Consider the following 21,024-nt stretch of genomic DNA (forward strand, 5'->3'; position numbering starts at 1 on the left):
GTGTCGGATACCGACGTCATCCCGCACGCCTGAGCGAGCCGCGTCGAGCCCGCAGTGGACGTATACGTACTGTCGAGCTGCAGAGGTATCACCGGGTGACGCCGTGGCGGCCTGCTCCGCGGGCGGAGCGTGCCGGCGGTCTGGCTAGGTCCTGTTCGCGGATGCGGCCGATCGCCGGTGCCTCGGGGTGCCGGCGTGTGAGCCGGCAGACGACCGGGAAGTGGTCCGCGCCAGGCACTTGCACCACCTCAACCTCGCGCGCCACCAGGTCGGGCGTGGAGAACAGCCGGTCGATCGAACGGCCGTCCGGGGTAGTGACAGGTGGCGGGTCGCCGAACGCGTCGACCAGGCCGAGCGTCTCGCCGAAGAACTCCCGTGGATTCGGCATGTTCAGATCACCCGCCACCACCGCCCGACGAACACCGCGCGCCGCCAGCTCTTCCCGCAGGTACGCCGTCATCTGCGCACCGAACTCCCGCCCAGGGCCCTCGCGATACGTGTACTCGACCCCTGAGGCGCTCCGGAACATGTGGATCGGACACACCTGTCCGCCCACGAGATCGACCTCGCCGAGCGCCCCGAAGTCACCCCGCGCGACCAGGAACCCCTTCGGATGCGGGTCCATCGGCTCACCGGTCCGCCAGTGCAGGAAGTCGATCGACGGGTTCGGCAGGTCGATCCGCTCCAGCTCGGTCAGCGGGTACGTCGACGCGATCCCCACCCCCAGCCGCTCCACGCCAGGGATGTGCGAGTCCGAGAACCCGTGCCGCACGTGGTGCACCTTCCGACCCGGCATGGCTGCCGCGGTCAGCCGTTCGAGCTGATCGGTGTCCGGGTCCAGCTCGGTCACGATCAGCACATCCGGCCGCAGCCCCGCGAGCGCCTGCCCGAAATCCGCCGTACGGTCGGCAGCGTCATAGCCCTCGTAACCGTCGGGGCCGACCAACCGGCCGCCGGCGACGTTGGCGAAGGCGATCGAGATCATTCGTAGACCACCAGTTCTGGGCGGGGTTTCAGGGCCAGGACCTGGGCCGGGGTCATCAAGGGTCCGTGGCGGGCGTCCTCGGTGTAGAAGAGTTTGAAGCCGGCGTGGACCGACGGTGGGAGCGCCGTGGTGAGTTTGGTCCAGGTCTTGAGCTTGTCCGTGCGCGCACCGATCCCGTCGACGGACTTGATCGTCACGACTCCGGGATGCGGCTTCAGTGCCTTCTCGTCGGTGACGATCCGCGGCGAGAGTTGATGGAACACGAACACCTTCTCCGGCAGGCCGTTCGCCCGCACCAGTCCCGAGAGGTACGCCGCGATGCTGTCGAGCTCCGCGCCCGTCGTGTGCCCGAACACCCGGCCGGGCACCTGAGTCGGTCCGACCGCCCACTCAGGGTCGAACGCCAGCCCGACGTCCGGTTCCTTCAGCCACCGCTCCAGCCGTTTCACCTCGGGCAGGACCTTCGCCCGCCCCGGCTGGATGTCGAGCAGCAACAGCATCTTGTGCTTCCGAGCGACCGCCAGGTACTGCTCGATCTTCGCGTCGTCCAGCCGCCCGCGGTACATCCCGTCCTTGCCGCGCGACCCCTTCGCGACAACGGCGATCAGCTCCATCACCGGCAGCGGTGTCCGCCCTGCTGCGTAAGCACGTGACAGCTTGTCCAGCTTGGCCGCCTTCGCCTCCAGGTCCTTGTCCAGCGGCCCCAGCGCAGGCGAGCCCGGCAGTCCGACGTACGCGACCAGCTGGTAGTTCGGGAAGATCACTCGTCCGCCCCGCGGGAGCCCGTTCGGTGCTGGTGGGGGAGTGGGGGTGGAATGCGGCGTCGTCGTTGTCGTCGTCGAGGGAGGAGGCGGCGGCGCGGCCGGTGCGGGCTTGTCGTCGCTGCAGGCCACCAGACCCAGCAGTACGACGGGCAGTACGACGGCCAGCGCCCCACAGACTTTCCGCACCGCACCAGCCAATCACACCTCAAGCGGCAGCGGTGGTCCGCTCGAGTCCACTGGCTGCGCGCTGCACCATCGACTCCGGTCCCTCCTCGAGTGCTAGCTCCAGTGCACGCGCAAAGTGCGGTCGTGCCTGTGCCGGATCGCCCTTCGCCAGCAGCGTCTCGGCCAGCCGCAGATACGCGTTCTGCTGCGACTGCTTCGAATCGCTCTCCAACGCCAGCTCCAGCGACCGGCGTCCGACGTCGATCGCCTCGGCCCACTGGTGCTGCCGCGCGTACGCCGTACCCAGGAACGCGTACGTGTAGATGAGGCTGTAGTCCGCACCCCGCTCCATCCCGAGGTCCCTGGCCGTCGTCAGCGCCGCCACAGCATCGTCCACGCGGTCCAGCTCGAGCAGGCATTCACCGATCCCGTTCAGCACCTCTCCCCGTACGGCGGGATCACCCAGCTCCAGTGACTCCTCGTACGCCGACAGCGCCCGAGTGAACTCACCGCGGTCGCCGTACGTCACCCCGAGGTACGCCAGCACCCGCGACGCGATGCCGGCCTCACCAGCCTGCCGGGCGACCTTCAACGCTTCATCGAGTACGCCGAGCGCCTCGTCGTCGGGATGCAGCTTCGCGAGGCTGTAGCCGATCGACGCGAGCAACCGTGCCCGCAACGCCGGGTCCGCGTCCTGCGGCAGCCGGTCGCGTGCGTCCTGCAGTGTCCGCAGACTCGCCTCGGCGCCGCGCCGGTAACGCCCGAGGCTGCCGATCGACAGCAGCACCCGTGCCTCTACCGACGCGTCCGGAGCGGCACGCAGCGCGAGCTCCAGCGCCTCGTCCATCTCGTAGACCCGCCCGCGCTGGAAGAAGCAGGACGCCACGGCCAGACCGAGCCGCCACGCGTGTTCCGACGCACCACTCGACTCGGTGAACCGGATCGTCGCCAGCACGTTCGCACCCTCGGTGTCGATCCACTCCAGGCCGTCGGACGCCGACGTGAACTCAGGCAACCGCACCGGCACCGGCTCCGGCAGTGGCTGCAGTTGGCTGCTGAAGATCGCCGTACTCGCGGCTGCGGTCGCGTAGAGGTAGTAGTCGAGCAGACGGCGTACTGCGTCTGGCTCGGGGTCGAGGGTGCGCGCGTACTGTCGCAGCAGGTCGTGGAACTGGAAACGGCCAGGACGTAGCTGCAGCACCAGGTTGGCGTCTACGAGCTGTTCCAGCAGGTCCTCCGCGTCAACCGCGTCCACATCGGCCAGCGCCGCAGCGGCGTACATGTCGACGTCCTGACCGGTCATCGCACCGAGCAGACGGAACAAGCGCTGCTGCTCAGACGGCAGATGCTCGTAGGACAAGGCAAACGCGGGGGAGACGCCACCACTGTCAGTGCTGAGCTCCGCCAGCCGCCTGTCCTCGGCGGCGAGTCGTTTGCTGAGGTGCTCGATCGTCCAGCTCGGCCGATGCCGCAGCCGCGAACCAGCCACCCTGATCGCCAACGGCAGGTGACCGCACTGGCTGACCACCTGTGCCGCCGCAGCTGTGTCACCGGCACGGTCTGGTCCGACGATCTCCGCCAGCAGTTCCCGTGCGTCCTCAGGCCGCAGCACGTCGAGCGCCACCCGAGCAGTCGCGTCCAGACCGGTCAGCTGCCGCCGACTGGTCACCAGTACGCCACACTGCGGGCTCCCGGCCAGCAACGGCCGTACTGCGGCACTGTCGGGCGCATTGTCGAGCACTACGAGGATGCGTCTGCCTGCCAACTCAGAACGCCACAGTGCGGCCCGCTCTTCGAGGTCAGCGGGGATGCGGTCCGCCGGCACGGACAGCGTGCGCAGCAAGCGATCCAAGGCCTGCAGAGCCGACACCGGCTCGTTGCCGGGCGTGTAGCCGTGCAGGTCGATGAAGAGCCGTCCGTCCGGGTACACGTCCGCCAGTTGACGTGCCGCGCGTACGGCGAGCGCAGTCTTGCCGACACCCGCCATACCGTCGATCGCAACGACCGCAGGTCCTGGGGTGCGCAGTGCGTCGACCACTTGGGTCAGTGCGTCGTCACGGCCGACGAACGCGGCACCGTCGTACGGCAGCTCGTCGCGGAGCACCGGACGGGCAATCGGCTCGTCGTTGCGCAGAATGCGTTCGTGGATCGCCCGGAGCGCCGGACCGGGCTCCACGCCGAGCTGCTCGACCAGTTCTCCGCGTGTCCGGGTGTAGGTGTCGAGCGCCTCGGAACTCCGGCCGCTGCGCCAGTACGCCAGCATGAGCTGTCCGGCGAACTGCTCGCGCAAGCGATCAGCCTCGACCAGCGCGACCAGCTCCGGCACCAGGTCGCCGTACCGGCCGCGCTCCAGGTCGAGATCGATCCGCTCCGCCAGCACCTTCAGCCGGCGTTCCGTCAGGCGGTGCCGCTCGACAGCGACGTAGTGCCCGGGCAGGCCGCTCAACGGCTCACCCTTGAACAACGCAAGGGCTTCCGACAGGTTCGCCGCCGCTTCGTCGAGGTCGTCCGTCGCATGCGCGGCGCTGACGAGACGCTCGAACCTGGTCAGGTCGAGCGCGTCCGGCGCGATCCGCAGGCTGTACCCGTCCCGCGAGCTGACCAGCACGTCCTTCGGCAGCAACTGCCGCAGCCGATAGGCGTACGTCGGAACGATCCGGGTCCCGCTGCTCGGCGGCGCGTCGCTCCACACCAGCTCGACCAACTCGTCGGCCGGCACCACCTGGTTCGGACGGAGCGCCAGCACCGCCAGAAAGGCCTGCTGGCGCAGCGGTCCGAGCTCCAGCCCGCGATCGCCCGACCAGCCGCGCAGAGGACCCAGCAGGTCGAGCCTCAGGTCCTCTGTCACGGACAACAGTCTGTCAGCTACACCGCGTTCGCACCTAGATAGGTGTCGATCTCGGACAGCAGGGCCGACTTCACCGAGTCCTCGGCGAAGGACACCCGGACAGCGGTCTTGGCCAGCTCGCCGACCCCGGCCTCGTCCAGGTCGAGCAGCCGCGCCGCGACGGCGTACTCGTTCGTGAGGTCGGTGCTGAACATCGGCGGGTCGTCGGAGTTGATCGTGACGACCAGTCCGGCGTCGACCATCGCGCGCAGTGGGTGCACGTCGTACGACGCGACCGCGCGGGTGGCGATGTTGGACGTCGGGCTGACCTCCAGCGGGATCCGGTGCTCGCCGAGGTGGTCGACCAGCGCCGGGTCCTGCATCGTCGACGTACCGTGGCCGATCCGCTCGGCCTTCAGCAGCCGCACCGCGTCCCAGATCGTCTCCGGACCGGTCGTCTCACCCGCGTGCGGGACGCTGCGCAGCCCGGCTGCGACCGCCGCCTCGAAATGCGGCTGGAACTGCGGCCGCGGTACGCCGATCTCCGGCCCGCCGAGCCCGAACCCGACTAGCCCCTCCGGCCGGATCTTGGTCGCGATCCGCAACGTCTCGTCGGCAGCCGGGATCCCTGCCTCACCGGAGATGTCGAAGATCCACCGCAGCACCAGGCCGAACTCCTTCTCGGCCGCGACCCGCGCGTCCTCGATCGCCTCGCAGAAGGCCTCGGCGGCGATCCCGCGGATCACCGAGGTGTACGGCGTGACGGTCAGCTCGGCGTACCGCAGGTTCTGCCCGGCCATCTCGCGGGCGATCTCGTAGGTCAGCAGCCGGACGTCCTCGGGCGTCTTGATCAGCTCGACGACCGACAGGTAGATGTCGATGAAATGGGCGAAGTCGCTGAACTTGAAGTACTCCGCCAGCAACGCCGGATCGGCCGGCACCGGCGACTCGGGGTGCCGGGCGGCGAGCTCGGCGACGATCCGCGGCGACGCGGACCCGACGTGGTGGACATGCAGCTCGGCCTTCGGCAACCCGGCAAGGAACTCGTGCGACACAGTCATGGTCGGGATCCTAAGGATTGCGGCGGGCGATCGGCGCGGAAGCTGACAATCGTTTGTCAGTAACGACCCGGTTAGGGCCGGGGCGTGCGTGAGTGGCACGATTCACTCCGTGAGTGAGCGCTTCGACTTCACCGGGGACGAACTGGCACCGGCGTACCGCGCAGCGGTGGACGCCATCGAGGCCGGGGACCTGGTCGTGCTGCCGACCGACACCGTGTACGGAATTGCCGCCGACGCCTTCAAGGCCGACGCGGTCCAGCGGCTGCTGGACGCCAAGGGACGCGGCCGGGACATGCCGCCGCCGGTGCTGATCTCGGTGGTGGAGTCGCTCGACGCGCTCGCCACCGATGTGCCGGACAACGGCCGCAAGCTCTGCGAGGAGTTCTGGCCGGGGCCGCTGACCGTGATCTGCCACGCGCAGACGTCGCTGATGTGGGACCTGGGGGAGACCCAGGGCACGGTCGCGCTCCGCGTACCGGACCACGAGAACACCCGCGAGCTGCTGTCGCGGACCGGGCCGCTCGCGGTCAGCTCCGCGAACAAGTCCGGACAGCCGGCGGCGCTGGACGTGTACGACGCCGAGGAGCAACTGGGTGAGTCGGTCGCCGTGTACCTCGACGGCGGCGAGGCGACCGGCGGACAGCCGTCAACCATCGTCGACCTCACCGGCGACACCCCCCGCGTGGTCCGCGTAGGCGCCCTCACCGTCGAACAACTCCGCGCCGTAGTCCCCGAGGTAACCGGCGAATCCGCCGACCCTTCCGCCGAACCGGACGAGAAGCCGGACGAAACGCCCACCGAAACGCTCGACGAGAAGTCGGACGAGACGCTCGAGGAGAAGTCGGACGAGCAGCTCGACGAGAAGTCGGACGAGACGCTCGACGAGAAGGCGGACGAGACGCTCGACGAGAAGGCGGACGAGAAGGCCGAGGACAAGGTTGACAAGGTCGAGGACAAGGTCGAGGAGACAGCGGGGCCAACTGAGGAGTCGGTTGTGGCGTCCAAGGAGGACGAGGTCAAGACCGATCCCGATGTGAGGCCTGCCGACTAGTGCGCGAGTACCTGCTGGTCCTGTTCGTGGCGATGGCCACGACCTTCCTGCTGACCGGCGTCGCCCGGCAGATCGCGTTGCGGTACGGCGCGGTCGCCAAGGTCCGGGCCCGGGACGTGCACAAGGTCCCGATCCCGTACTTCGGCGGCCTGTCCATCCTCGGCGGCCTGATCGCCGGCTTCGCGGTCGCCTCGAGCCTGCCGTTCCTCGGCAACAGCCTGCAGGTCGCGCACGACGCCCGGGCGATCCTGGTCGGCGGCGTGGTGATCTGCGCGGTCGGCGTGGTCGACGACCTGTACGAGCTGGACGCGATCACCAAGCTGGCCGGCGAGGTGCTCGCGGTCGGCGTACTCGTTGTCCAAGGCATCCAGTTGTACTGGCTCCCGCTGCCCGGCGGCGTGATCTCGCCGTCGCCCGCGCAGCTCGCCGTCCTGACCGCGGGCATCCTGCTGGTGTCCTGCAACGCGGTGAACTTCGTCGACGGCCTGGACGGTCTCGCGGCCGGCGTCACCGCGATCGGCGCGACCGCGTTCTTCGTCTACTCGTACCTGCTGAACGTCCACGAGAACCTCGACCGCGCCACCACGTCGACCCTCATCACGGTCGCGCTGGCCGGCGCCTGCCTTGGCTTCCTGCCGCACAACTTCTTCCCCGCAAGGGTTTTCATGGGCGACTCCGGCGCCCTGCTGATCGGCCTGATGCTGGCCGCCTCGACGATCAGCCTGACCGGCCAGATGGACCCGAACGCGGTCCCGTACGAGGTCGGCGGCTCCAGTCTGCTGCCCGCGCTGCTGCCGCTGGTGCTGCCGATCGCCATCCTCGCGATCCCCGCGCTGGACCTGACGATGGCCTATGTACGCCGTACCAAGGCCGGCCGCTCGCCGTTCGCCGCGGACAAGCAGCACCTGCACCACCGCCTGATGCAACGCGGCCACTCGCACCGCCGGGCCGTCCTGCTGATGTACCTGTGGACCGCCTTGATCGCGTACGGCGTGGTGGTTCTGGGCCTCGTCCTCACCTGGTGGACGGCCCTCCTCGTCCTGGCTGTCGCGGTCACGGCGGTCCTGCTCACGACCGGTCTGCCGAGACGATCCGGGAAACCGCTCGCCAAAGTCTGAGTCCCCGCTGAGAGGGACCAGACCACTCGTCGGTGTGGCCTACCGATAGGGTGTGGCTGTACAGCGGCAGGGACCTCGTTTTGCTGACCATGCAGACTTTGTGCTAGTTTTCACAAGCACCAGCAAAGAACAGCGACACCCCTGACCCCGCCCACCCGACGAGCTGGCCGCGAGACCAGCACGCCAGCAGGACGGAACCACCAGATGGCTCCTACGGCCCACAGCCCGAAAATCGCCGGACAAGCGACCAAGCACCCGGCGTTGGCGATGCTGCGTGGCGCTCTGGTCGCCGCGTTGGTGGTCGGTGTGAACGCCGCCGCCGTGTCCACCGTCGCCGCCGGAGTTCCCGGCCTCCTGGGTGCGGTGCTGGGACTGCTGACGGTCGTCGTGTTCTCCGGCGCCGGCCTGGTCGCGCTGCACCTTTCCCGCAAGACGTCTCCGACCATGCAGCTCGCCGTCGCGATGGCGTCGTACACCGGCCGGATCGCGATCTTCGGCGGTCTGCTCGCGCTCGCGCTGAACTCGGACGGCCTGGCCAGGCACGTGAATCTGACCGTGCTCGGCCTGGTTGCCATGGTCGTCGTGATGGGCTGGATGGCCGGCGAGATCTGGGCCTGGTCCCGGCTCCGCGTGCCGATCTACGACCTCGACAAGGAGGTGACGGCGTGAGCACGTTGGGTAGCGCTATCCCTGCTGTGGTGGAGATTACCGGGGCCGATGTGACCGTCGATGTCACCAACTGGTACGTTTCGGGTGCCAATGAGCGAGCATCAGGATCCGAAGCCATCACCCCCGAATTCGGGCGACGGCTGGCGGGTCCTGTCCTACTTGATCGGCGGTGTCCTGGTCTACGGGGGCATCGGCTTCGGGCTGGATCGCCTCTTCGGCACCGAATTCTTGCTTCCGGTGGGCATCGTCCTCGGTGCCGGGCTCACCATCTTGTTGTTGCACTTCCGGTACGGGTCGCGGTCCTGACCTCGGATGTGATCCCTATGATCTCGACCGGGTCTGACGTTGTTGACCGCCCCCTGAGCTGCACTGCCCTGAGCCGCCCTGCCCCTGAATTCCAGGCGTCCGACTTGAGCACGACGCGAGAGGAGACCCGGTGACCGCCGGCGTTCCGACCGAGTTCATCCCACCCGGTCCACAGAACTTCGAGACCCCCCCGATCATCCACGGTGTCGACTGGTTCACCAAGCCCGTGCTGGTGGCCGCGCTGTCCGTCGTGGTGATCCTCTGGTTCTTCTGGGGTGCGTCCCGCAAGGCCGCCATCGTGCCGAGCAAGCTGCAGTTCGCCGGCGAGCTCGGCTACAACTTCGTCCGGAACTCGATCGCCCGGGACGCGATCGGCAGCGCGGACTACATGAAGTTCGTGCCGTACCTGACCGGCCTGTTCTTCTTCATCCTGCTGAACAACGTCGCCGCGACGATCCCGCTGATCCAGTTCCCGACGTTCAGCCACATCGGCTGGGCGTACGTGGCCGCGATCATGAGCTGGGTCATCTACAACGCGGTCGGGATCAAGAAGAAGGGCCTGTGGGGCTACTTCAAGCACCAGACCATGCCGGCCGGTGTGCCCGTGTGGCTGATGCCGCTGATGATCCCGATCGAGTTCATCTCGAACATCCTGGTCCGGCCGATCTCGCTGAGCCTGCGGTTGTTCGCGAACATGTTCGCCGGTCACATCCTGCTGCTGGTGTTCGTGCTCGGCGGCGAGTACATGGTCTTCGAGTCCGGCAGCATCGCGATCGGCGGTGTCGGCATCATCACCTTCCTGATGGCGCTGGCGATCGCCGGGCTGGAGCTGTTCGTCCAGGCCATCCAGGCCTACATCTTCGTCGTCCTCACCGCGCAGTACATCGGCAGCGCGATCGCCGACGAGCACTGACCCGCACCACCCAGACCCGTAGTAACGGAAACCCGGATAGTCCTTATCCGTACCGAAAGGAACACACTGCAATGACTGCTCTCGAGATCTCCGGCGACATCGCAGTCCTGGGCTACGGCCTCGCCGCGATCGGCCCGGGCGTGGGCGTCGGTCTGATCTTCGCTGCCGTCATCAACGGCACCGCGCGTCAGCCCGAGGCTCAGAGCAAGCTGCAGTCGATCGCGTGGATCGGCTTCGGCGTCACCGAGGTGCTCGCGATCATCGGTATCGCCCTCGCCTTCGTGTTCAAGGGCTGACCCCTTCCCCCTGACTGACAGGACCCAGACATGCTGACGTTACTTCTGCCGCTGACAGAGGCCGCGGACGAGGCGCCGAGCCCGCTGCTGCCGCACACGGCTGAGATCATCTTCGGTTTCGTCTTCCTGGTCCTCTTGGCCATCGCCTTCGCCAAGGTCGTGGTACCGAAGTTCGAGAAGGCGTACGCCGATCGGACCGCGGCGATCGAAGGCGGGATGAACGAGGCCAAGGCGGCCCAGGCCGAGGCGAAGGCGGCTTTGGACAAGTACAACGCGCAGCTGGCCGAGGCCCGGCAGGAAGCTGCGAAGATCCGCGAGGACGCCCGCGAGCAGGGCGCCCAGATCATCGCGGAGATGCGCGAGCAGGCGAACGCCGAGGCCGAGCGGATCGTCACCCACGCCCGCGCGCAGATCGACGCCGAGCGGACGCAGGCGGTGGCCTCGCTGCGCGGTGAGGTCGGCACGATGGCGACCACGCTGGCCGGCCGGATCGTCGGCGAGTCGCTCGAGGACGAGGCCCGGCAGCGCCGGACCGTCGAGCGGTTCCTGGCCGAGCTGGAATCCTCGGAGTCCGCCCGTCAGGCTGTCGGAACGGACGGCTGATGCGCGGCGCGTCGAACGATTCACTCGCCCGGGCCGAGCAGGCCCTGGCGAGTGCGACCCCGGCCGAAGGCCTGGGTGGCGAGCTGTTCTCGATCGCCAAGCTGCTGGACGGCAGCGGCGCGCTCCGGCGCGCCCTGACCGACCCGGCGCGGCCGGCCCGGACCAAGTCCGCACTGGCCGAGCAGTTGTTCGGCGGCAAGATCTCCCCCCAGGCGTTGGAGATCCTGTCCGTCGCGGTGTCCGGTCGCTGGGTCAGCGGCCGGGACCTGGGTAACGCCCTGGACCAGCTGAGTGTCGAGGCCGAGGTGGCCTACGCCGACACCCGGCGGAAGCTGGACGAGGTCGAGGACGAGCTGTTCCGGCTCGACCGGGTGGTCTCCGCCGAGCGTGCCCTGGCCGAGAAGCTGGGCGACCGGGGCATCCCGGCCGAGCACCGGCAGGAGCTGATCCGCGGACTGCTGCAGGGCAAGGCCGACGCCACCACGATGCGGCTCGCCGAGCGGGCCGTGGACGGCCGCGGCCGCTCCTTCGCGGCGTCGATGCGGTCCTACCAGGTCGCCGCGGCGGCCCGGCGGAACGCCAGCATCGCGACCGTGCGGGTGGCCACCGACCTGACCGAGGCGGAGCGCACCCGGCTCGCGGCGGCGCTCGGCCGGCAGTACGGCCGGGACATCCAGCTGAACGTGATCGTCGACAGAGGTGTGGTCGGCGGCGTCCGGGTGGACATCGGCGACGAAGTGATCGACGGAACCATCGCGGCCAAGCTCGACGACGCGCAACGGCGCATCGCGGGCTGAACCCCCTTAACGACATACAGCGGCGCTAAGGGTCGGGAAAGCCTCTTAGAGCCACAACAGGCCAGCAAGGGTCAAGGAAGCAGGAAACACAATGGCTGAGCTCACGATCAGGCCGGAGGAGATCCGGGACGCCCTGGATCGGTTCGTCACCGAGTACCAACCGGCCGACACCGCCGCCGAAGAGGTCGGCACCGTGGTCGACGCGGGTGACGGTATCGCGCACGTCGAGGGCCTGCCCTCGGTGATGACCAACGAGCTGCTCGAGTTCGAGGACGGCACCCGGGGTATCGCGCTGAACCTCGACGTCCGCGACATCGGTGTCGTCGTCCTCGGTGAGTTCGACGGGATCGAGGAGGGCCAGCAGGTCCGCCGTACCGGTCAGGTGCTGTCGGTGCCGGTCGGTGAGGGCTATCTCGGCCGGGTCGTCGACCCGCTGGGCAAGCCGATCGACGGCCTCGGCGAGATCCAGGGCATCGAGGGCGACCGCGCGCTCGAGCTCCAGGCCGCCGGCGTGATGCAGCGCCAGGAGGTCCGCGAGCCGCTGCAGACCGGTATCAAGGCGATCGACGGCATGATCCCGATCGGCCGTGGCCAGCGCGAGCTGATCATCGGCGACCGCAAGACCGGTAAGACGGCGATCGCGGTCGACACGATCATCAACCAGAAGGCGAACTGGGAGTCCGGCGACCCGAAGAAGCAGGTCCGCTGCATCTACGTCGCCATCGGCCAGAAGGGCTCGACGATCGCGTCGGTCCGCGGTGCGCTCGAAGAGGCCGGCGCGATGGAGTACACCACCATCATCGCCTCCCCGGCGTCCGACCCGGCCGGCTTCAAGTACGTCGCGCCGTACACCGGCTCGGCGATCGGCCAGCACTGGATGTACCAGGGCAAGCACGTGCTGATCGTCTTCGACGACCTGACCAAGCAGGCCGAGGCCTACCGCTCGATGTCGCTGCTGCTGCGCCGCCCGCCGGGCCGCGAGGCGTACCCCGGTGACGTGTTCTACCTGCACAGCCGCCTGCTCGAGCGCTGCGCGAAGCTGTCCGACGAGCTCGGCGCCGGCTCGATGACCGGTCTGCCGATCATCGAGACCAAGGCCAACGACGTGTCGGCGTTCATCCCGACCAACGTCATCTCGATCACCGACGGCCAGATCTTCCTGCAGTCCGACCTGTTCAACGCCAACATCCGGCCGGCCATCGACGTCGGTATCTCGGTCTCCCGGGTCGGCGGCGCCGCGCAGGTCAAGGGCATGAAGAACGTGTCCGGCTCGCTGAAGATCGACCTGGCGCAGTTCCGCGCGATGGAGGCCTTCGCGATGTTCGCGTCCGACCTGGACGCCACTTCGCGGCGCCAGCTCGACCGCGGTCAGCGCCTGGTGCAGCTGCTCCGTCAGCCGCAGTACTCGCCGTACCCGGTCGAGGACCAGATCGTCTCCATCTGGGCCGGCACCAAGGGCCACTTCGACGAGGTACCGGTGGACGACGTGCTCCGCTTCGAGCGGGACTTCCTGGACTACCTGCGCCGCGAGAGCAAGGTGCTCGACGCGATCCGTGAGTCCGGGCTGTTCGGCGACGACGAGGCACAGGCCGTCACCGAGGCGCTGGCGGCGTTCAAGCCGACGTTCCAGACCTCCGAGGGCACGCTGCTCGGCACCGAGGCGGAAGCCGAGGCGATGGACGAGGGCGACGTGGAGCAGGAGCAGATCGTCAAGCAGAAGCGGGGCTGATCGACCGTGCCAGCCAATCTGCGGGAGCTTCGCGATCGCAAGGCCTCGGTCTCGACGATCAAGAAGCTCACCCGGGCGATGGAGCTCATCGCGGCGTCCCGGATCGTCAAGGCGCAGCAACGCGCCCAGGCGGCCGGTCCGTACGCGCGTGAGCTCACCCGCGCCGTGTCGGCGGTGGCGACGTTCTCGAACGTCGACCACCCGCTGACCACCGAGAAGGAGAACCCGCGCCGTGCCGCGGTGCTGCTGATCACCTCCGACCGCGGTCAGGCCGGTGCGTACTCGGCCAACGTGATCCGCGAAGGGGAGCGGCTGAACCAGCTGCTCCGCGAGGAAGAGAAGCAGATCGTCCCGTACGTCAGCGGCCGCAAGGGCATCGCGTACTACACGTTCCGGCAGCGCGAGATCGCGCAGTCGTGGTCCGGTGACTCCGACAACCCGAGCTTCGCCCGGGCCAGGGAGATCGCCGACGCGCTGATCGAGGCCTTCCTGACCCCGACCGAGGAGGGCGGCGTGGACGAGATCCACATCGTCTTCACCCGGTTCGTGTCGATGCTCACCCAGCGCGCGGACGTGATCCGCCTGCTGCCGCTGGAGGTCGTCGAGGGCGAGGAAGCACCGGCGGCCGACGACGTACTGCCGCTGTACGAGTTCGAGCCGTCGGCCGAAGAGGTGCTCGACGGACTGCTGCCGAAGTACGTCGCCAGCCGCATCCACTACTGCATGCTGCAGGCGGCGGCGTCCGAGCTGGCCAACCGCCAGCGGGCGATGAAGTCGGCGACGGACAACGCGCAGGACCTGATCGAGCAGCTCACGCGGGACCTGAACCAGGCCCGCCAGGCCCAAATTACCCAGGAAATCAGCGAGATCGTCGGCGGCGCGAGCGCGCTGGCCGACGCGAACGCCGGGAGCGAGTGAGAGAGATGACTGCCACGGTTACCGAGAAGAACAACGAGGCGGGTGCCACCGGCATCGGTCGCGTCGCCCGGGTGATCGGCCCGGTCGTCGACGTCGAGTTCCCAGCGGACGCGATGCCGGACATGTACAACGCGCTCGAGGTGGACATCACCCTGGGCGACCTCACCCAGACGATCACCCTCGAGGTGGCGCTGCACGTCGGCGACAACATCGTCCGGGCGATCTCCATGAAGCCGACCGACGGCCTGGTCCGCGGCACCGAGGTGCGTGACACCGGCGCGGCGATCTCCGTGCCGGTCGGTGACGTCACCAAGGGCCGCGTGTGGTCCGTGACCGGCAAGTGCCTGAACCAGGACGAGTCCGAGTTCGAGATCGCCGAGCGCTGGCCGATCCACCGCAAGGCGCCGGCCTTCGACCAGCTCGAGTCCAAGACCGAGATGCTCGAGACCGGTATCAAGGTGCTCGACCTGCTCACGCCGTACGTGCAGGGTGGAAAGATCGGTCTGTTCGGCGGTGCGGGTGTCGGCAAGACCGTTCTGATCCAGGAGATGATCTACCGGATCGCCCACAACTTCGGTGGTACGTCGGTGTTCGCCGGCGTCGGTGAGCGGACCCGTGAGGGCAACGACCTCATCACCGAGATGGAAGAGGCCGGCGTCTTCAAGGACACCGCGCTGGTCTTCGGTCAGATGGACGAGCCGCCGGGCACCCGGCTGCGCGTCGCCCTGTCGGCCCTCACGATGGCGGAGTACTTCCGCGACGTGAAGGAGCAGGACGTGCTGCTCTTCATCGACAACATCTTCCGGTTCACCCAGGCCGGTTCCGAGGTCTCCACGCTGCTCGGCCGGATGCCGAGCGCGGTCGGTTACCAGCCGAACCTGGCCGACGAGATGGGCGTGCTGCAGGAGCGGATCACGTCGACCCGGGGTCACTCGATCACCTCGATGCAGGCGATCTACGTGCCCGCGGACGACTACACCGACCCGGCGCCGGCGACCACGTTCGCGCACCTCGACGCGACCACCGAGCTCTCCCGTGACATCGCGTCGCGTGGTCTGTACCCGGCCGTCGACCCGCTGACCTCGACGTCGCGGATCCTCGACCCGCAGTACATCGGCCAGGAGCACTACGACGTGGCCGTCCGGGTGAAGCAGATCCTGCAGAAGAACAAGGAACTGCAGGACATCATCGCCATCCTCGGTGTCGACGAGCTCTCCGAAGAGGACAAGATCACCGTCGCGCGGGCGCGCCGGATCGAGCAGTTCCTCTCCCAGAACACCTACATGGCGGAGAAGTTCACCAACATCCCGGGCTCCACGGTGCCGCTGAAGGACACCATCGAGTCCTTCAAGAAGATCACCGAAGGCGAGTGCGACCACATCGCCGAGCAGGCGTTCTTCAACGTCGGTTCGCTCGACGACGTCGAGCGCAAGTGGGCCGAGCTGCAGAAGGAAAACTGAGATGGCCGACGATTCCGCGAAGCACCTCGAGGTAGCCCTCGTCGCGGCGGAGCGGACGGTCTGGCAGGGGCAGGCGAAGATCGTCATCGCCCGCACCACCGACGGTGACGTCGGTATCCTGCCCGGCCACGCGCCGTTGCTGGGCCTGCTGCAGGGCGGCACCGTCCAGGTGCGGACCGTCGACGACGAGTACTTCGTCGCGGCCGCGCCGGACGGGTTCATCTCGGTGGCGAACGACCGGGTCTCGATCCTGGCCGAGAACGCCGAGATGGGTCACGACATCGACCTCGAAGAGGCGCGTCGCGAGCTCGATCAGGCGCTGGCAGCCGGCCTGGCCGACGCCGACGCCGACGAGGTGCGACTCGCCGAGGCCAGGGTCCGGGCCGCCGAGCAGACGTCGTAACCCGACCTGCCATAATCGAATATCGTCATTGACAGCACGGTTTCTCCGGGGTGCCCGGGGCAAGTACCGAACACGGGCACCGGAAATGGGGTCGGCAAGGTATGAGGACAGTCCTCGACGTCATCGGGGTCTGTCTGCTTGCCGCCGTACTGTTCATCGTTCTTGTCGCGTTCCGCCGTCGCTGGTTGTCCAGGGACGGCGGAACTTTTGATTGCAGCCTGCAACTCGCGGAGAAGGAACACGGCCGCGGCTGGGCGCTCGGGCTGGCCCGCTACGTCGGCGACGACCTGCAGTGGTTTCGCGTCTTCAGCCTCGCCTGGTGGCCGAAACTCGTCGTCAACCGCCGCCAGCTCGAAGGCGTCACCACCCGCCGCCCGATGGGCAACGAGCCTCTGGTCACGTACGCCGGCCACGTCATCGTAGACGCCGACCTCCGCGACCGCACCGTCCATTTCGCCATGACCGAAGAAGCCCTCACCGGCGTCCTGGCCTGGATGGAATCCGCCCCACCGAGCACCCAGACCTACCTGTAACCCGCTCGTCGTAGGAGTGTCAGGGCCACGATAACGAGCTCGTGGACGAGCACACTGGAGTGGTGGAAGCGTGGGAGTTCGGTCGTGCGGTACGTCGGTGGCGCGACCGGGTCACGCCCGGCGCGGTGGGTCTGCCGCCGGGCAGCCGTCGCCGCGCGACCGGGCTGCGGCGAGAAGAGCTCGCCGGGTTGGCGGGTATTTCGACCGACTACCTGACCCGGTTGGAGCAAGGCCGGGCGACGTCTCCGTCGCCGCAAGTGGTCGAGGCGCTGGCTCGGGCGCTGCGGGTCTCCGATCCGGAGCGTGACCTGCTCTTCGAGCTGGCCGGGCTCTCCGCGCCGGGCCCGGACGTCGTGCCATCGCGGATCAGTGCCAGCGTCCAGCGACTGCTCGATCGGGTGGCGGACACACCGGTGGCCGTGTACGACGCGACGTGGACGCTCCTCGCCGCGAATTCGCCGTACGACGCGTTGATGGGCGAGACGACCGCGTGGCACGGACTCGAGCGGAACGCGCTGTGGCGAAACTTCGTCGGTGCTGGTACTCGGGTCGCCCATTCGCCGGAGGAGAAGGCGGAGCTGCTGGCCGGGCAGGTGGCCGACCTGCGCCGGACCGCGGCGCGCTACCCGGCGGACCGCCAGTTGCGCACGCTGGTCCGCGAGCTCGCCGCGAACAGTCCACATTTCGCCGACCTCTGGGCGCGGGACGAGCCGGAGCCACACTCCGAGCCGTCGAAGCGGAAAGTGGTCGACCATCCGGCCGTGGGGGCGATCGCTCTCGACTGCGACGTGCTGTTCGTCGCCACCGACGATGTGCGGCTCATGATGTACACCGCCGAGCCGGGTACCGAGGACGCGGAGCGCCTGGCCCTTGCCGTCGTCCTCGGCACCCAGCAGTTGGTGGAGTGAGCGCCGGTCCTGGCCCTGGCAGTCCTACGAAAACCGGACGACTGTTCGAGCGCTGACCACCGACCGAGACTCGTCGTATGACAGCGCAGAACGCATCGTGGATCATCACCGGGCCGACGTCCGGGATCGGCCGACGTACCGCCCTCGAGCTCGCCGCGCACGGCACCGTCGTCCTCGTCGGACGCGATCCTGCGAAGCTCACCGTGGTCGAGCAACAGATCGAGGCGAGCGGCGGCCAGGCGGTTCAGGTGGTCGCCGACTTCTCCGACATCGAGAGCGTACGGCGTGCCGCCGGGGAGATCGTTGCCCTCGACCTGCCGATCGCCGGCGTGCTCAACAACGCCGGTGTCTTTCCACTCGAGAGCCGCACGTCGCCGCAGGGCTGGGACCTCGCCTACGCGACCAATCACCTCGGTCCGTTCGCCTTCACCGAGGCGCTGGCGCCGCACCTGCCGGATGGCGCCAACGTCGTGTTCGTCTGCTCCGGCGTCGAGGACCCTGAGCGCCGTCCTGCCGTCATGGCCGGCTTTCGTGGCGCACGTTATCTCTCGGCGGAGGCGAGTGCCCGAGGCGAGTGGAAACCGGGCGGCGCCTCGCGACCGGGTCTTGACGCCTACGCGACCTCCAAGCAGGGCAACCTCGCCACGGTGCTGGCATTCGCACGGGAGATGCCGCGACTGCGCTTCAACGCGGTCGAGCCCGGCTTCAGCCCCGGCAGCGGCCTCGGTCGCGACGCCGGTCGTGTGCTGGTGTTCGTGTCGAGGTACGTCCTCTCACCGCTTGCGCCGATGATCAAGTACTGGAGCACGCCCAAGCGTGCTGCTCGAGTGATCACCGACGTACTGACCGCGGACTCCGACGCGTCGGGCGTCTACTACGACGAGCGCGGCAAGCCCATGCTCGGCTCAACGCAGGTCCGCGATCCCGCGTTCAGCGATCGCGTCGTAGCCGAGACCCGCGCACTACTCGCCACCATCCCGTCCACTCGGTAGTTGCGGTCGAGGTGTTCCTGCTAGCTGACGTCGAGGGCTTTCAGGAGCATCGGCAGGGAGGCGTGCAGTTCGCGTTGCCAATAGGCCCACGCGTGCGTGCCCGGTCCGTAGAAGTTGGTCGTCAGGTGTTTCGCGCCGAGCTGCTCCAGTTGGGCAGCCAGGGCGTGGTTCTGGCGGTTGAAGTCGGCCTCCAGTGCGTCCGTCTTCCCGGGCGGGTCGAACGGTCCGGCGGTGCCGTCGCCGCAGGAGAGGTAGACCGGCAGCGACTTGAGCCGGTGCGCCAGGTAGTACGGGTCGTGCGCTTCCCAGATCCGGCGCTGCGCGACCGGGTCTCCCCAGACCCGGAGCGGGTCGTTGCCCTGCCCGGCGAAGAATCCCATGATCCGGTTGATCGACTCGTCGTTCAGCAGCGGATGGGCCGAGCCGGAGTACGCCGCGGCCGCGCGGAACATGCCAGGGTGGCGCGCGGCGTACAGCAGGGCTCCCTGGCCGCCCATCGAGAGGCCGGCCACGACGCGGTTCGAGCTTGCGCCCCAGTCGTGTTCCAGCAGGTGCGCCAGCTCGACGGTGTGGAACGTCTCCCACGCCGGGTCTCCGCCGGCGCCGTAGTTCCACCAGTTGCTGTACCAGCCGTTCCAGCCGGCCTCAGGCATGACGACGAGGACCTTGCGCAGGCTCGGGATCTTCGCGATGTCCGTGCCGGACCACGACGTGTAGTCCCCGCAGCAGCCGTGCAGCAGCCAGAACGTCGGCCAGTGCTGACGGCGGTCGGCCGGATTCCAGCCGTCCGGCGTGAGCAGGCGGACGTTGACGGTGCGGTTGCCGAGAGCCTGGGACCGCACGGTCAGGTCGGTCATCCGGTCGGCGACCTGCCGGACCGCGACGACCTCGGCGCCGTGTGGCGCGCTTTGGACAGTCGCTGTGATCTGTTGGGGTGTGGCCTGCGCGGGTGCGAGGGGAGAGACGCCGAGGAACACGGCTGCGACGAGTAGCGCGCGCCGACCGATCCAGGACAGCTTGGTGTGCACGAGAAACCTCCGGGGCGGGGACGGATTTCTGCTCACAGCAGGCCGCCGAGCGACCACCTGAAGTTGAAACCATTCACGGGTGCTTACTCAAGACTGCGTCCGGTCCCATCGATCGGTGGTCCGTGATCTGCGGCGAACGGTAATTCGGTGGGCCGTGGCGTCCGCTGCGTGCCATCATCTCCGCCCATGGAGACATACTTCTTCCGCGTGGGCGTAGGTCCTGTCTGGTAATCCAGGGCCTACTGCGGGGCACTCGGCACGGCACCTCGCCGCACGGGTGCAAAGGCCACGATGCTCCGCATCGAGACCTTCGCCCCCGCACGCCGATGCACCGCACCGAGCACCTCCTCGCTACGGCGCTGGATCACCAGACAGGACCTAGCTTCCGCTGGCCTGTTCGAGGTTTCCCGCGGTCAGCGATGCGGGAGTGACCGGTTGGTTGTTCCCGGGTGCTATCCGGGAGATTCTCCATGCAGTTGGTGCTGGTGCGGACCGTCACGGGGTTGGAGCGGTTGGCGGCCGAGGAACTGGCCGTCGCCGGGCATCGGGTGATCGAGGTCGGCAGGCGACAGGTTGTCGTCGAGCCGGCCCCCAAATCGATCACGGGGTCGATCACCGGGTCGCCGCCACGGTTGGCGGACGACTTGTTCGTCGTGTACGCCGCGATTGCGGATCCTGGACACACGAAGACCGCGCTTGCTGGGGCGGCCGACACCCTTCGCCGGGCAGTGGAGCCGCCGCGTGATCGCAGCAACTTCGCGGTGTCGGCGTCGTTCCAGGGTGTGCGGAACTTCAATCGCTACGACGTCGAAGACCTGGTAGGGGAGCAGCTGTCGCACCTGACAGGCGGCCGTTACCACTCGCGACGACACGGCATGGCCCTACCGGACGAGCGCACCGAGTGGCGCGTCGTACTGGACGGGAAGACGATGTGGGTCGGTCTGCGCCCGTACGCCGTACCGCTCCATCGGCGGCCGTGGCGGGGACGGACCGTGCGGGGGAGCCTGCATCCGCCGGTGGCCGCCGCGATGGCCCGGCTTGCGCAGCTCGAACCCGGGCAGAACGTACTCGATCCGTTCTGTGGAGCCGGGACGTTGCTGCTTGAGGCGCAGCTGCTCGAGCCGCAGGCGGAGTACGTCGGCCTGGACCATGACCCGGCCGCGATCGCCGCAGCCAGGGCGAACGCTGCCGGCAGGCGGATGGAGTGGAGGTGCGCAGACAGCCGCAGGCTCACGACCGGTGCGGACCGCATCATCACGAACCCGCCGTGGAACAGGCGGGTCCGGATCGGCGACCTCGCGCCGTACCTCCGCGCGTGGCGACACGTGCTCGACGGACGGCTGGTCGCGATCCTCACCCCGGAGCAGGCAGCGCGACTGGGCCGTGGCTGGCGCGTTCAGGCGTGGTACGACGTCACAGTTGCGGGCCGGCACCCTGTCATCGTCGTCGCGGAGGTGTCGGGTGGTTGATATCGGGTTGTATGAAACACATTCACCGA

At 68.2% G+C, this 21,024-nt stretch carries 21 protein-coding genes; 16 read left to right on the plus strand and 5 right to left on the minus strand.

The window, feature by feature from the left end:
- Positions 1-88 precede the first annotated feature (88 nt).
- Genes EV647_RS34555 through EV647_RS34570 form a run of 4 tightly spaced genes read right to left on the minus strand, consistent with a single transcriptional unit; the run spans position 89 to position 5,802 of the window.
- The gene (locus tag EV647_RS34555) at positions 89-985 is read right to left on the minus strand and encodes an endonuclease/exonuclease/phosphatase family protein (protein WP_134010625.1); all 897 of its coding nucleotides are present in this window, start codon (positions 983-985) and stop codon (positions 89-91) included.
- Positions 982-1,935 (minus strand): hypothetical protein, encoded by a 954-nt coding sequence (locus tag EV647_RS34560; RefSeq protein ID WP_238177551.1) that lies wholly within the window; start codon positions 1,933-1,935, stop codon positions 982-984. Before EV647_RS34560 ends, EV647_RS34555 begins: the two co-directional genes overlap by 4 nt.
- Positions 1,936-1,954: 19 nt before the next feature.
- Positions 1,955-4,762 carry a BTAD domain-containing putative transcriptional regulator gene (locus tag EV647_RS34565; RefSeq protein WP_134010628.1) on the minus strand — a complete coding sequence of 936 codons (2,808 nt, stop codon included), beginning with the start codon at positions 4,760-4,762 and terminating at the stop codon, positions 1,955-1,957.
- 17 nt (positions 4,763-4,779) lie between these two features.
- Complete coding sequence (locus tag EV647_RS34570) at positions 4,780-5,802, minus strand: adenosine deaminase (protein WP_134010630.1); 1,023 nt, start codon at positions 5,800-5,802, stop codon at positions 4,780-4,782.
- Between the two features lie 109 nt (positions 5,803-5,911).
- On the opposite strand from EV647_RS34570, the gene EV647_RS34575 reads away from it, so the two are divergent.
- The 15 genes from EV647_RS34575 to EV647_RS34645 all read left to right on the plus strand — a co-directional run bounded on the left by EV647_RS34575 (position 5,912) and on the right by EV647_RS34645 (position 18,498).
- The gene (locus EV647_RS34575; protein WP_238177552.1) at positions 5,912-6,853 is read left to right on the plus strand and encodes an L-threonylcarbamoyladenylate synthase; all 942 of its coding nucleotides are present in this window, start codon (positions 5,912-5,914) and stop codon (positions 6,851-6,853) included.
- Positions 6,853-7,971: a glycosyltransferase family 4 protein gene (locus EV647_RS34580; RefSeq protein WP_133788037.1), complete on the plus strand. Its 1,119-nt coding sequence runs from the start codon at positions 6,853-6,855 to the stop codon at positions 7,969-7,971. The genes EV647_RS34575 and EV647_RS34580 overlap by 1 nt, the downstream gene beginning before the upstream one ends.
- A 204-nt stretch (positions 7,972-8,175) precedes the next feature.
- Entirely contained in the window at positions 8,176-8,640 is a 465-nt protein-coding gene (locus tag EV647_RS34585; RefSeq protein WP_134010632.1) for a hypothetical protein, read from the plus strand.
- A 90-nt stretch (positions 8,641-8,730) separates the two neighbouring features.
- Positions 8,731-8,946, plus strand: coding sequence for a hypothetical protein (locus EV647_RS34590; RefSeq protein WP_134010634.1), 216 nt, complete (start codon positions 8,731-8,733; stop codon positions 8,944-8,946).
- A 130-nt stretch (positions 8,947-9,076) separates the two neighbouring features.
- Positions 9,077-9,859 (plus strand): F0F1 ATP synthase subunit A, encoded by a 783-nt coding sequence (gene atpB / locus EV647_RS34595; protein ID WP_134010636.1) that lies wholly within the window; start codon positions 9,077-9,079, stop codon positions 9,857-9,859.
- Positions 9,860-9,930: 71 nt separating this feature from the next.
- Positions 9,931-10,155, plus strand: coding sequence for an ATP synthase F0 subunit C (gene atpE / locus EV647_RS34600; protein WP_134010638.1), 225 nt, complete (start codon positions 9,931-9,933; stop codon positions 10,153-10,155).
- Between the two features lie 30 nt (positions 10,156-10,185).
- The gene (locus EV647_RS34605) at positions 10,186-10,758 is read left to right on the plus strand and encodes a F0F1 ATP synthase subunit B (RefSeq protein WP_134010641.1); all 573 of its coding nucleotides are present in this window, start codon (positions 10,186-10,188) and stop codon (positions 10,756-10,758) included.
- On the plus strand, positions 10,758-11,555 hold the full coding sequence (locus EV647_RS34610) for a F0F1 ATP synthase subunit delta (RefSeq protein WP_134010643.1): 798 nt from the start codon (positions 10,758-10,760) through the stop codon (positions 11,553-11,555). Before EV647_RS34605 ends, EV647_RS34610 begins: the two co-directional genes overlap by 1 nt.
- A gap of 91 nt (positions 11,556-11,646) precedes the next feature.
- Entirely contained in the window at positions 11,647-13,284 is a 1,638-nt protein-coding gene (atpA, locus tag EV647_RS34615) for a F0F1 ATP synthase subunit alpha (protein ID WP_134010645.1), read from the plus strand.
- A gap of 6 nt (positions 13,285-13,290) precedes the next feature.
- Complete coding sequence (locus EV647_RS34620; protein WP_134010647.1) at positions 13,291-14,202, plus strand: F0F1 ATP synthase subunit gamma; 912 nt, start codon at positions 13,291-13,293, stop codon at positions 14,200-14,202.
- 5 nt (positions 14,203-14,207) lie between these two features.
- A complete protein-coding gene (gene atpD, locus EV647_RS34625; RefSeq protein WP_134010649.1) occupies positions 14,208-15,662 on the plus strand; it encodes a F0F1 ATP synthase subunit beta in 1,455 nt (484 codons plus the stop codon).
- 1 nt (position 15,663) lies between these two features.
- Positions 15,664-16,065: a F0F1 ATP synthase subunit epsilon gene (locus EV647_RS34630; RefSeq protein WP_133788046.1), complete on the plus strand. Its 402-nt coding sequence runs from the start codon at positions 15,664-15,666 to the stop codon at positions 16,063-16,065.
- Between the two features lie 101 nt (positions 16,066-16,166).
- Entirely contained in the window at positions 16,167-16,598 is a 432-nt protein-coding gene (locus tag EV647_RS34635; protein WP_134010651.1) for a DUF2550 domain-containing protein, read from the plus strand.
- 62 nt (positions 16,599-16,660) lie between these two features.
- Positions 16,661-17,506: a helix-turn-helix transcriptional regulator gene (locus tag EV647_RS34640; protein ID WP_134010653.1), complete on the plus strand. Its 846-nt coding sequence runs from the start codon at positions 16,661-16,663 to the stop codon at positions 17,504-17,506.
- Between the two features lie 77 nt (positions 17,507-17,583).
- Complete coding sequence (locus EV647_RS34645) at positions 17,584-18,498, plus strand: SDR family NAD(P)-dependent oxidoreductase (protein WP_134010655.1); 915 nt, start codon at positions 17,584-17,586, stop codon at positions 18,496-18,498.
- A 20-nt stretch (positions 18,499-18,518) separates the two neighbouring features.
- Here EV647_RS34645 and EV647_RS34650 read toward each other — a convergent pair whose 3' ends face one another.
- Positions 18,519-19,526: an alpha/beta hydrolase family protein gene (locus EV647_RS34650; protein ID WP_134010657.1), complete on the minus strand. Its 1,008-nt coding sequence runs from the start codon at positions 19,524-19,526 to the stop codon at positions 18,519-18,521.
- 470 nt (positions 19,527-19,996) lie between these two features.
- Here EV647_RS34650 and EV647_RS34655 point away from each other — a divergent pair, with 470 nt between their 5' ends.
- Complete coding sequence (locus tag EV647_RS34655; protein ID WP_134010659.1) at positions 19,997-20,995, plus strand: methyltransferase domain-containing protein; 999 nt, start codon at positions 19,997-19,999, stop codon at positions 20,993-20,995.
- The last annotated feature ends 29 nt before the right edge of the window (positions 20,996-21,024 follow it).

This window comes from Kribbella sp. VKM Ac-2566 (genome assembly GCF_004366005.1).
Classification (GTDB): domain Bacteria; phylum Actinomycetota; class Actinomycetes; order Propionibacteriales; family Kribbellaceae; genus Kribbella; species Kribbella pratensis.